General features: G+C 61.2%; 10 protein-coding genes. 8 read left to right on the top strand and 2 right to left on the bottom strand.

Annotated elements, in window-relative coordinates:
- Positions 1-9 precede the first annotated feature (9 nt).
- Positions 10-1,947, bottom strand: a complete 1,938-nt coding sequence (locus Q0K10_RS01285; protein WP_294502135.1) for an aconitate hydratase — start codon at positions 1,945-1,947, stop codon at positions 10-12.
- Between the two features lie 209 nt (positions 1,948-2,156).
- Here Q0K10_RS01285 and Q0K10_RS01280 point away from each other — a divergent pair, with 209 nt between their 5' ends.
- The 7 genes from Q0K10_RS01280 to Q0K10_RS01250 all read left to right on the top strand — a co-directional run bounded on the left by Q0K10_RS01280 (position 2,157) and on the right by Q0K10_RS01250 (position 9,456).
- A complete protein-coding gene (locus Q0K10_RS01280) occupies positions 2,157-3,431 on the top strand; it encodes a sn-glycerol-1-phosphate dehydrogenase (protein WP_294502132.1) in 1,275 nt (424 codons plus the stop codon).
- Positions 3,432-3,500: 69 nt separating this feature from the next.
- Positions 3,501-5,342 (top strand): hypothetical protein, encoded by a 1,842-nt coding sequence (locus Q0K10_RS01275; protein WP_294502129.1) that lies wholly within the window; start codon positions 3,501-3,503, stop codon positions 5,340-5,342.
- A complete protein-coding gene (locus tag Q0K10_RS01270; RefSeq protein ID WP_294502127.1) occupies positions 5,339-5,986 on the top strand; it encodes a hypothetical protein in 648 nt (215 codons plus the stop codon). Before Q0K10_RS01275 ends, Q0K10_RS01270 begins: the two co-directional genes overlap by 4 nt.
- Positions 5,987-6,125: 139 nt before the next feature.
- Positions 6,126-6,479: a hypothetical protein gene (locus Q0K10_RS01265; RefSeq protein WP_294502124.1), complete on the top strand. Its 354-nt coding sequence runs from the start codon at positions 6,126-6,128 to the stop codon at positions 6,477-6,479.
- A gap of 18 nt (positions 6,480-6,497) precedes the next feature.
- Positions 6,498-6,941, top strand: a complete 444-nt coding sequence (locus Q0K10_RS01260) for a DUF2752 domain-containing protein (protein ID WP_294502121.1) — start codon at positions 6,498-6,500, stop codon at positions 6,939-6,941.
- Between the two features lie 43 nt (positions 6,942-6,984).
- Complete coding sequence (locus tag Q0K10_RS01255; protein WP_366942925.1) at positions 6,985-9,081, top strand: glutamine synthetase III; 2,097 nt, start codon at positions 6,985-6,987, stop codon at positions 9,079-9,081.
- Positions 9,082-9,111: 30 nt separating this feature from the next.
- Positions 9,112-9,456, top strand: a complete 345-nt coding sequence (locus Q0K10_RS01250) for a hypothetical protein (protein WP_294502115.1) — start codon at positions 9,112-9,114, stop codon at positions 9,454-9,456.
- Between the two features lie 83 nt (positions 9,457-9,539).
- Here Q0K10_RS01250 and Q0K10_RS01245 read toward each other — a convergent pair whose 3' ends face one another.
- Positions 9,540-10,544 (bottom strand): aspartate-semialdehyde dehydrogenase, encoded by a 1,005-nt coding sequence (locus Q0K10_RS01245; RefSeq protein WP_294502112.1) that lies wholly within the window; start codon positions 10,542-10,544, stop codon positions 9,540-9,542.
- 159 nt (positions 10,545-10,703) lie between these two features.
- Here Q0K10_RS01245 and Q0K10_RS01240 point away from each other — a divergent pair, with 159 nt between their 5' ends.
- Positions 10,704-12,602, top strand: coding sequence for a helix-hairpin-helix domain-containing protein (locus Q0K10_RS01240; protein WP_294502110.1), 1,899 nt, complete (start codon positions 10,704-10,706; stop codon positions 12,600-12,602).
- Position 12,603: the final 1 nt, after the last annotated feature.

Raw genomic sequence — 12,603 nt, 5'->3', positions numbered from 1 at the left:
CCTCTTCTCTCAGAGATTCAACATGCCGCCCGCGAGGATGATCTGGATATCCTCGTCCGACAGCCGGTGACGGAAGAGGATCTCCTTCTTCGTGCCGTCCGCCTTCGTGAGTTCGCCGCGAACCGTTTCGCCCGGCTTGAGCTGTTCGCGCAGTTTGTGGAAGACGAGCGAATCGCTCTCCTCGATCGCGTCGTAGTCGGCCGGATTTGCGAAGAAGAGCGGCACGATGCCGAAGTTCACGAGGTTCGCACTGTGAATGCGTTCGATCGCGAGCGCCGCCACAACCTTCACGCCGAGGAACATCGGGCAGATCGCCGCGTGTTCGCGGCTCGACCCCTGTCCGTAGCTGTCGCGCCCGACGATGACGCCCGCCCTGCCGGAATCGCGCACGGCGGCGGCGCGCTCGGCGAAGGTCGGTTTGCCGGGCTCGTTGAAGCACTCAAAGACAACTTTCGCATAGACCGGGATGTTGCTGCGGTGTTTGAGGTGGATTCCGGCGGGCATGATGTGATCGGTCGTGATCTTGTCGCCGACCTTGATGACCACAACACCGTCGAGTTCGTCCGGCAGCGGCTGGTTGACCGGCGGCGCGCCGATGGTGCGCTTGCGCACGATCTCACCGGATCCGCCGGGAAGCTGAATCATGTTGTCATTGATTTCGAACACCTCCGGTTCGACCACATGCGGATATTCGATCCCGGTCGTGCGCGGATCGATGAATTCACCGGCGAGCGCGATCGCGACGGCGGTCTCGGGACTGACCAGATAGGCCTGGTCGCCCTTCGTGCCGGTGCGTCCAGCGAAGTTGCGGTTGAAGGTACGAACCGTCACGGTGTCGTCCGCCGGGCTCTGCCCCTGCCCGATGCACGGGCCGCAGCCGGTTTCGAGAATGCGCGCACCGGCGGCGATGATGTCCGCAAGCATGCCGTTGCGCGCGAGCATCTCGAGCACCTGGCGGCTGCCCGGGGCGATCGACAGCGTAACCGAGTCGCTCACCTTGCGTCCCTTGAGCGTCATCGCGACCATCGCGAGGTCGCGGTAGCTCGAGTTCGTGCAGGAGCCGATCAGCACCTGGCCGACCTTTTTTCCGGCGAGTTCGCGGATGGTTTTGATGTTGTCGGGGCTCGACGGGCAGGCTGCGAGCGGCTCGATCTCGTCGAGCGCGATCTCGATGACCTGATCGTATTCGGCATCCGCGTCTGCCGCGAGCGGGACGAAATCCTGTTCGCGCTTCTGCGCCTTCAGGAAGACGCGGGTCGATTCATCCGACGGGAAAACGCTCGTGGTCACGCCGAGTTCCGCGCCCATGTTCGTGATCGTCGCGCGCTGCGGAACCGTGAGAGTCGCAACGCCGGGGCCGAAGTATTCGACGATCGAGCCGACGTTCCCTTTCGTGGTCAGGATCGAGAGCAGTTTCAAAATCACATCCTTCGCCGCGCACCACGGAGCGAGTTTCCCGGTCAGCTTCACGCCGATCACCTTCGGGTACGGAATCCGGAACGGCTTGCCCGCCATCGCGAGCGCCACGTCGAGACCGCCCGCGCCGATCGCGAGCATGCCGATGCCGCCGCCCGTCGGCGTGTGCGAGTCCGAACCGATCAGCGTCCGGCCCGGCACCCCGAACCGCTCGAGATGAACCTGGTGGCAGATGCCGTTGCCCGGAGGCGAGAAGCGGACGCCTTTCGCCGCCGCGACGCTCTGCAAGTAGAGGTGGTCGTTGCGGTTTTCCGGCCCGTTCTGCATCATGTTGTGGTCGACGTAGGAGACCGAGAGTTCGGTCTTGACCTTCGGCACGCCCATCGCCTCAAGTTCAAGGTAGGCCATCGTGCCGGTCGCGTCCTGCGTCAGCGTCTGGTCGATCCGGATCGCGACGGGCTTGCCGGGTTCGCGGCTCCCCTCCACGAAATGCGCTTCAATGATCTTCTGAACAACGGTGCCTCTGGCCATAATATCCAACTCCTGTCGCGAAATAGATGGTGAACAAAACAAATCTTAAATCAGTAATATAACACAGCCTCCACTCTTTCGCAACTTTCCGCGTCACAATTCTTCCGGAAGTTTTTTCATGCAAAAAAAGCCGAATCGCTTGTTTTCTTCCAAGTTTCATGATATAATATCAGAAACGAAACAAACAAGCCGCATGGAGGTTGTGAAAGATGAATCTGATTCCGATTCCGCCGGGACTTGAGACGGAGAGCTTTGTACTGGAAGCCGGGGCGATGCGTCACGCACCGGAGATTCTGCGCAAACACTGGGGCTCCGCCCCGAAGGCGTGGATCGTCGCGGACGACAACACCTGGCGCGCCGCCGGGGAGAAGCTCAACGGAATTCTGAAAGCCGCGGGAATCGCCTGCTGCGAACCGTACCTCTTCCCGGGGAGCCCGACGCTGCATGCGACGACCGGGCACGTCGACGAACTGCTCGCGGTGTTTCCGGAAGAGTGCGTTCCGGTCGCAGTCGGCGGCGGAACGGTCAACGATCTTGTGAAACGGGCGTCGGGCGTCAAGGGAGTCCGCTACTGCTGCGTGCCGACGGCGCCCTCGGTCGACGGCTACACCTCCTACGGCGCGGCGCTGAATGTGGACGGCCTCAAGAAGACGCTGCCGTGCCCCGCGCCGCTCGCGATCGTTGCGGATACGGAGACGCTCGCAAATGCGCCGGGCGACATGTTTGCGGCCGGTTACGCCGATTTGATGGCGAAGATTCCGGCGGGAGCGGACTGGATTCTCGCGGACCGGCTCGGGCTGCACCCGATCCGGCAGGACGTGTGGGAGCTCGTTCAGGTGCCGCTGCGCGACAACCTTTCGGACCCAACCGATGTGACGCGCGTCTTCATGGGGCTTGCGGCGACCGGGTACGCGATGCAGCTCTGCCGCGATTCACGACCGGCCTCCGGCGCGGAACACCTGATGAGCCACGTCTGGGAGATGGAGGATCTCTGTTTCAACGGGGAATCGGTGTCGCACGGTTTCAAGGTTTCGCTCGGGACGGTCGTCTCGACGGCGCTCTTTGAAAAACTCTTCTCTCTGAGCGTCGACGAGGCGCGCCGTTTCGCCGAACCCGGCCTCAACCGCGCGGCGCGCGAGGCGGAGATCGACGCGCTGCTGATGCGCGGCTGCTACGGCTCCGAGGCGAAGGAGATCGCCATGAGCAAGTTCCTCGAGGGCGACGCGCTGCGCGAACGGCGCGAACAGCTTTACGACTCGTGGGAGTTCCTGCGCGAAGCGACGCGGCGGCAGCTCTTTCCGCTCGCGGAACTCCGGAAGAAACTCGAAGCGGCGCACTGCCCGGTTCTCCCGGCGCAGATCGGCCTCCCGGCGGGACAGTTCCTCCACGGCGTCGCGGCGGCGCAGCTGATCCGCACGCGCTACACGGTCCTCGACGCGGTCTACGAACTCGGTTTGCTGAAAGTTCTGCTCCAGTTTCTCTGATCCGGTGAATACGCCCTTGCAACCAACGCGGGGACGTGCTATGGTAAATCCGGAACAGGAGGCGGAGCGATGCGAAACTCTAGAGGTTTGACGGCGGCGGCGTTCGCTGCGATGGCGGCGGGAGCGCTGGTATTGTTATCCGGTTGCATCAGCAGTGAGCGGGCATGGCGGAACTCCCCCGCGGGGAGCGGAGAGATCCGGGTGCGGTTCGACAATCAGACCGTCAACGTCTGGCCGCTCTACTATCACAACGACGACTTCACTTCGGTGCTCTGGCCGCTGTTCGACGTGGACAGCCGCGGCTTCGCAGTTCGCCCGTTCTACTGCCAGGAGGGGAATGAAGCCTCACTCCTCTGGCCGCTCTCGGGGTGGGATCACGACGGCGGCTGGGCGCTGAACTGCGTCTGGGGGGACGGTTTTTTCGCCGCGATTCCTCTTTTCATCTGGAGCGGTAAGATCCGCCAGTTCGGACCGGTATGGAGAACCCCCACCGACGAAACGGTGATCTTTCCTATCGCCTACTGGGAAGACTCTTTCCGGAGCTGGTCTTTCTGCCCGGCCTGGAAAATACGCGATGACTGGGGCGTATTTCCGGTCGTATGGGTCATGGACGATTATCGGGTCATCGGGCCGGTATGGTGGCGCTCTTCCGACCGGCCGTACTGGGGTGTTTTCCCGATCGTATGGAGGATGGACGATTTCTACATCATCGGGCCAGTATGGTGGAACTCTTCCGACCATCTGAGCTGGGGTATTTTCTCGATCGTATGGATGACGAATGATTTCCGGATGATCGGACCGGTGTGGTGGCGCAGGAACGGGGCTGAAATGGGAGTCTTCCCGCTGATAGGACGCTACGGAAACAACTTCTGCCACATCGGGCCGGTGTGGTGGCAGAACGGAAACCACGGCGTCTTTCCGCTTTACGGTTGGAAAAAACGAAAAAACGGATTTGATTTCACCATCGGTTATCCGCTGTTTCAGATCGAACAGTCGGACGATGAAAGCGAGGGGCATGTGCTCTGGCCAGTTGTCAGATGGTATATCCGGAGTGACGGTGCGATCCGAACCTGGCGAATCTGGCCGCTGGTGACTTACAACGATTTCGACTGGTATTCACCCGTGCTACAGATTTCCCGAACCGACAAGGAAAAAAACGCGGATTTGCTGCCGAACCGATCCTACACGCCGTTTGGGAAAGGGTTCTCCTTTGGAGAGAAGGTGCCATGCAACGAACTGGAATCCACCAAAAGCTGGTTCGGCACGATCCTCGCATTCCACGAGTCCGGCACTGCGCGCGTCTGGAAGTCGGCCGATTCCCGGCTGGAACTTGAGAAACTGGCAAACGCTCTGAGTCACCTCGACTGGGCATTCCAGCGCCGGAGCTGGATCAAAAAGGATACTCAATCGGAGGAGTGGAAAAAAGCGGAAGCGAATATCGTCGAAAGAAAACAAAAAGTCGCCGAACAGCTCGCCCGGCTCGATTCCGCGCTGCCGGTTCCTGAAAATCCGGAGGAACTCGAAACTTTAACCCGCACGATCGTCGAACGCTACTGCAGCGAAGTCGATTACTTTGAACACCGGACGCTCGGCGGCATCACCTCGTGGTACGAGCGGTTCGGCGACGACTACTGGGGGCTGTTCGGATTCGGAACCTTGTTCATGCGCAAATACCGGGACAAAAGCGATTTCCGCATCCTCGGCTACCTCTACCGCGAAAAGCATGATGGCGATTCGAGCGAAACGCTCTACCCGCTCTTCATCGATGTGAAAGAGGCGCCGGGCCGTTACCGCTGGAGCTTCCTCTACCGCGTCTTCAGCTATGAGAACGACAACGGCAGGAAATCCGGCCACATCTTCTTCATCCCGTGGGGCGGCAAAGAGACGCCGGAACAGGAGGAGCGGAAATGACGGGATTTCCCCTGCTCATGCCCGCGGCGGGAATCATCGTCGCACTCCTCGGAGCGGCGGTGCTGCTTCACGCCCGGCGGAACCGGAAGCCCGCGTGGCCCGGGCTCCTCGGAATCCTGCTCGGAGCGCTGCTGATCCTCCTTTCGCTGTTCCGCCCGACATCCTCCGCGCCACTTCCGGTTACGGAATCTGTTCCGCCGGGAGAGCAACGCCCGGAGAAGCCGCCCGTCCGGCCAGAAACACCACCACTCCCGCCGCAGAAACCGGAATCCGGTCCGCCGCCCTCTCAGCCGGAACCGGGATCGGAAATCAAACAGGAACCCTCCCGGCCACAACCGGAACTGCCCGCTCCTCCGGTGAAACCGGAAACACCGGAAGTCCCGAAAACACCGGAAAAGCCGGCCTTCCCGGAACCGTCCGCTCCTCCGGTGAAGTCGGAAACACCGGCGCCCCCTGCAACCGCCGGTTCTGTCCCGCACCGGGAAGAGAAACCGGCCAATGCGACCAGTCTGCCTCCCTCGTTGAAACCGGCCAACTCGACCAGCCTGCCCGCCACTCAGACTCCGGCCAACGCGACAACTCTGCCTGCGACCCTGAAACCGGCCAACACGACCAGTTTGCCCGCAACGCTCGTCCCCCGCTGAATCACCGGCAAAGTCCGGATTTAAGCAAAATCTTCTTTCCCGGCACTTGCAGGGAGCGAATATGATGGTATATTTCTGATCGAGCGCCGTAATTCCGGCAAACAACGAACCCCGCAAAACCAATCAGGGAGGTCATCAGATGGGTGTAGCAGCGTTGATTCTGGGAATTTTAAGTCTCATTGTCGCCGTGATTCCTTTTTGCGGAATCGTCGCCCTCCTCCCGTGCCTGATCGGCCTCGGGCTCGGCATCGGGGACATCATTGTGAAGCATAAGCACGGTCAGTCGAAAGGAATGGGCATTGCAGGAACGGTGCTGAACGCCCTGGCCCTCGTCTTCATCCTGATCTGGACTTTGCTGGTCGCGGCACAGGCGGCTGCCGTTGCCAACGATCCGAGCTTACAGGAAGCGATTCAGATCGAAATCCAAAAAGCGCAGGAGGAAGAAATCATTGAGACGAAGGATCCCGACAACAGAAAATTCGACTGGGACTGATCCCGCGCCGCCCCCGGTATGAAACGATACCGCATTCTGAACTGGACGGTTTTCGGACTGCTCTGTTACATCGCCGCATTGCCAGTCATCGCCCGGGGAATGCGGTTTCTGTTCCCGGCCGTCTGGAAGTGCAGTTACCGGAGCATGACCGGGAATCCATGTCCCTTCTGCGGTACGACCCGTGACCTCGCGAAACTCTGGCGCGGGGAGTTCGATTTTCTCAATCCGGTCACGCCGTATCTGGCGGCGTTCCTCCTCGCGGAATTCGCATGGCGGATTGTGCTGCTTCTGTGCCGGAAATCGTCGCAGCATCTCCCGTGGTGGGATCTTGCGATCCACATTGCACTCCTCTCGCTGCTTCTGGGAAGCTATCTGGTCTGCGGGATTGATTTTCCCGGAAACGGTGATATATTTCCCCCTGAACATCATGTAAAAACGGGAGTTATCTCTTATGAGCGATAAAGCCAGACGGCAGGCGATTCAGAATGTCACGGCCTCCGCGGCCATGTGCGTCACCGACAAGATCGCGTCTCAGAGCGCAACGGAGCTGTTCGGGGAGGATGTCTTCAACCTCGCATCCATGAAGGAGTTCCTGCCTCCGCAGGCTTACGAGAAACTGGTCGATACCGTCCGCAACCGCGCACCGCTCGACCCCGATATCGCCGGTGACGTCGCAAGCGCCATGAAAACCTGGGCGCTCGGCAAGGGCGCAAGCCACTACACCCACTGGTTTCAGCCGCTGACCGGCGGCACCGCCGAAAAACACGACGCATTCCTCGAACCGGACGGTTCCGGCGGCGTCATCATGAAGTTCTCCGCGAAAAACCTCGTCGTCGGCGAATCCGATGCATCGAGCTTCCCCTCCGGCGGACTGCGCTCGACCTTCGAGGCGCGCGGCTACACGGCGTGGGATCCGACCAGCCCGGCCTTTCTCCGCCGTTCCCCCGCGGGCGCGACGCTCTGCATCCCGACCGCCTTCTGCAGCTACACCGGCGAGGCGCTGGACAAGAAGACTCCGCTCCTGCGCTCGATCCGCGCGCTCTCCGACCAGATCCGCCGCATGCTCGATCTCTTCGGCGTGAAGGATGCGGGTTCTCCCGAGGTCACGCTCGGCGTAGAACAGGAGTATTTTCTCATCGACCGGAACTTCTACCTCGCGCGTCCCGATCTCATCCAGACCGGACGCACGCTCTTCGGTGCGCCGCCGCCGAAACACCAGCAGCTCGACGACCACTACTACGGCACGATCAAGGCGCGGATTCTCGCCTTCATGACCGAAGTCGACCAGACGCTCTGGCGGCTCGGAATCCCCGCCAAGACCCGCCACAACGAGGTCGCTCCGGCCCAGTTCGAGATCGCCTCGGTCTTCGAGGAGCTGAACCTCGCAAACGACCACAACATGCTGACCATGGACGTTCTGCGCCAGACCGCCGACCGCCACGGATTCGTCTGCCTCATGCACGAGAAACCGTTCGACGGCGTGAACGGCTCCGGCAAACACAACAACTGGTCGTTCGGCACGACGAAGATGAACTTCCTCTCGCCCGGCAGAAGTCCCGAGGGCGGCGCGATCTTCCTGACCGCGATCTGCGCGGTCATCCAGGCGGTCGACCGCCATGGCGAACTGCTGCGCATGTCCACCGCTTCGAGCGGCAACAGCTACCGGCTCGGCGCGAACGAGGCGCCGCCGTCGATCATCTCGATCTATCTCGGCGATGAACTGACACGGCTCATCGAGGAGCTCGAGTCCGGAACTCCCGGCAAAGTCCGCCGCGGCGAACCGGCCATGCAGCTTTTCGTCGACACGCTCCCGCCGCTGCCGCAGGACGCGACCGACCGCAACCGAACGAGCCCCTTCGCCTACACAGGCAACAAGTTCGAGTTCCGCGCGCCGGGGTCGAGCCAGTCGTGCGCGGGTCCGAACGTGATCCTCAACACGATCGTGGCCGAGTCTCTCGACGACATCCTGACCGAACTCGAAAAAGCCCCGAAAGCCGATTTCAAGGCGGCGCTCCAGAACCTGCTGCGCCGCATCGTCCGCAAACACCGTCGCATCATTTTCAACGGCGACAATTACAGCCGGGAGTGGGTCGCGGAGGCGGAAAAACGCGGACTGCCGATTCTGCGCACCGTCCCGGAGGCGCTCGCGGTGCTGGTCGAAGAGAAGAACGTCGCGATGTTCGAGCGCTACGGCGTCTTCACCCGCGCAGAACTGCTCTCGCGCCACGAGGTCTACTTCGAGGAGTATTGCGCGAGGACCCGCATCGAGGGGGAACTCTCGCTCACGATGGCCCGGACGCTGATCCATCCCGCCGCGGGTGAGTATCTGCGGCGAATCGGCCGGAACATCCAGGTGCTGCAGCAGACCGGCGTCGAAGCGGGACTCCCCGAACAGTTCGCCGAAGCCGAGCAGATCGGAAAACTCATGGCCGCACTCGTCCACAGCGAAGCAAAACTCGAAAAGACGCTCCCCGCCGGAGAGCCGGAAGAGATCCGCGAAGCGCAGCTCGAACTGCGCCGCATCGTCGACCGACTCGAAAAACTCATCGACGACGAACTCTGGCCGCTGCCGAAATACCGGGAGATGCTGTTCATCTACTGACGTGGGGAAGCCTGTCACAACTGGTTAGCAATGAGCATTTTCATCAAATTCTTCAAAGCCGCGGCGATTCTATCGGACGGGCTGCATGTCGCCGTCTGGCTGCTCTGGATCGCACTCTGTGCGAGCGGACTGCTGAAGATTCATGAGATCGATCCGGATTTTTCCGGCGTGCGGGCGGCAATCTTCTACGGAACGCCGTTCGTCATGATCGCCGTGCTCATCTGCGATGCGCTGCGGCTCTGGTTCGCGGACGAGAAGCACCGGATGCTCTGGCTCTCGATGGTGATCCGCACGGTCTCGGTTCTGATGCTGATCGTCGTCGCGGGAACCCTTCTCGGCCCGCGCCTCTACCAGATCTACTACGGCGAATTCTGAAACACGTACACAAAACGCGGCCGGACAGGTGAAAAACCCGCCCGGCCGCATTTTCTTTCGCCGCGTTATTCCGCGAAACAGCCTCAGAGCAGCTCGGCGATCTGAACCGCGTTCAGCGCCGCGCCCTTGAGCACCTGGTCGCCCGAGACGAAGATGTCCAGTCCGCGCTTGTCGTTGCGCGAAATATCCTGACGGATGCGGCCGCAGAGGACGTCGTACTTTTCAGTCGCATCCAGCGGCATCGGGTAACGCTTGTTCGCGGGATCGTCCACGAGCTGCACGCCCGGCGCGGCCGCGATGATCGCACGCGCCTCTTCCGGCGTGATCTCGTTCTCGAACTCAAGATTCAGCGCCTCGGAGTGCGCGCGCAGCACCGGGATCCGGACGCAGGTGCAGGAGACCAGCAGATTCGGCAGATGCAGCATCTTGCGCGATTCGTTCAGCATCTTGAGCTCTTCCTTCGTGTAGCCGTTCTCCTTGAACACGTCGATGTGCGGAATCAGGTTGAACGCGATCTGGTGCGCGAACGCCTTCGGCTGGGCCGCCTTGCCGTCGAGCACCTCGCGGGTCTGCTCGACGAGTTCGTGCATGCCCTTCGCACCCGCGCCGCTCGCGGCCTGGTAGGTCGCCGCGACGATGCGGCGCAGCCCTTTGGCCCGGTGCAGCGGAGCGACCGCGACCAGCATGATCGCCGTCGTGCAGTTCGGATTCGCAATCACGCCCTTGTGCAGCTTGATGTCCTCGGCGTTGACCTCCGGAACAACCAGCGGAACATCGTCATCCATGCGGAATGCGCTGGAGTTGTCGATCATGACCGCACCGGCATCGACCACGAACGGCCGGTATTCGCGGGAGATGTCGCCGCCCGCGCTGAAGAGCGCGATGTCAACGCCCTTGAACGAGTCGTGCTTCATCTCCTCGATGACCACATCCTCGCCCTTGAACTTCATCGTCTTGCCGGCGGAACGGGCCGACGCCAGAAGTTTGAGACTCTTCACCGGAAAATTCCGCTTCTCAAGCGTCTTGACCATTTCGACGCCGACCGCGCCGGTCGCACCGGCGACCGCAACATTATAACCATTCGCCATTTTCAAACCTTCATCCCCAGTAAAAGTTGCCCTCTTCGCCCGCAGACACCCTGCCCGGCCGATTGACACATATATCTTATTACTATACAACACTCTTGAAAATTTGCAATCCCGTGAGTATATTGGATAAGCATTATTTCACGAAAAAAAGGCGATTCCATGGATACAAAGAACTTTATCGCCGAGCGTCTGACGCTGCCGGAACTGGTCGAACTCATCGAGTATCACAACCGGCGCTACTGGGAGCTCGGAGAACCGGAAATCCCGGACACCCGCTACGACGAACTGATGCGGGCGCTCGCGAAACTCGACCCAGACAATGAACTTCTGACCCGCGTCTACGCTCCCGCCGTCGCCGGCAGCGGCAAGGTTCACCACGCCGTCCCGATGCTCTCGCTCGACAAAGCCTATTCGCTCGAGGAGGTCATGAAGTGGGCGAACAAATACGCACGCACCCCCGATGAACTGCTGCTGGTCGAACCGAAGTACGACGGCATCTCCGCCGGATACGACGGCCGCGTCCTCTCGACCCGCGGCGACGGCGAATACGGGGAGAACATCACCGCGAAACTCCCGCTTGTCGAGCTCGAAACGACCGGCTACAAAGGTCCGCTCGACCGCCCCGTGCGCGGCGAACTCGTCATCCGCGACGACGACTTCCGGACGCTTTACAGCCATATCCGCAAAAAGGGCGGCGGAACCTACAAGAACTCCCGCAACGCCGTCGCCGGCATCATGGGGCTCAAGGAGATCGCCGAAATGGTCGCGCAGGGGGCGAAGATCACGCTCGTCGACTACAATATGATCTCCTATCGGGTCAAGCTCTCCGAACTCGAGGCGAAGTGGCCGGAGCTGCTCGCGGAACTTGAGGCGCTCCCCTACCCGCAGGACGGCGTCGTGCTGAAACTCGCCGATCACGACTACGAAGCGTCGCTCGGCAACACCGCCCACCATCCGCGCGGCCAGATCGCCTTCAAGTTTACGAACATCCGCCGCACAACGAAACTGCTCGGCGTGGAGTGGAGTTTCGGCAAGAACTGCCTGACACCCGTGGCGTTGCTTGAACCGGTCGAGATCTCCGGGACGACGATCAAACGCGCCACGCTCCACAACGTCCAGAACATCCTCGAACTCGGCATCGAAATCGGCGACACGGTCACGGTCGAACGCGCGGGTGACGTGATTCCGTACATCGTCGCAAGCGAACCCGGCGAAACCCGCCGGAGCGCCCTCATCGACCACTGCCCCTGCTGCCACACGAAACTTGTCCGGCGCGGCCCGGAGCTCTGCTGTCCGAATCCGGAGTGTTCCGAAACCGCACTGCAACGACTTGCGGCAGCCGTACGCAGTCTCGGCATCGAACGGCTCGGAGAACCGACATTGCGCAAACTTATGGAGAACTCCGGCGTGAAACACCCCGCCGACCTCTTCGAACTCAAACCGATGGACATTCTGAAACTCAACGGATTCGCGGCAAAGTCCGCCTCGAACCTCATTGAGGAGATCCAGAAGGCACGCGTGGTCAACGACTATCAGCTGCTCGCCTCGCTGAACATCCCGAACATCGGAGTCAACGTGGCAAAAGTGATCTTCAACCACACCGATTTCGCCGGACTGCGCAAAATGACGGCGGACGAACTCGCGGCCATCCCCGGAATCGGCCCGGAACGCGCGAGCGCCCTCGTACGGGAACTCGCCGAGCAGTCCGACTACCTCGACGAGCTGCTCGCTGCCGTGAAACTCGTTCACGGCTCCGCCACCTCCGGGGAGCGCCCGACGGTCTGCTTCACCGGCAAGATGCCGGAAAAACGAAGCTACTATGAAAAACTCGCCGAAGCGCACGGCTACGCCCCCGCCGACGACGTGACCAGCCACCTCTCGCTGCTCGTCGCCGCGGATGTGAACGATACGAGCAGCAAACTCAAGAAGGCCGCGAAACTCGGGATCCGGGTCGTCCCGCTCGACGAGTTCCTGAACGAACTCGATAAAGCGGGCGTTCGTGCGACTTCACCCGCGCCGGACGAACTGCCCGACGGCCAACTGGAACTGGGGTTGTGAA

Origin of the sequence: uncultured Victivallis sp. (genome assembly GCF_944391105.1) — a bacterium.
Taxonomy (GTDB): domain Bacteria; phylum Verrucomicrobiota; class Lentisphaeria; order Victivallales; family Victivallaceae; genus Victivallis.
This window is presented reverse-complemented; position numbering and strand designations above follow the sequence as displayed.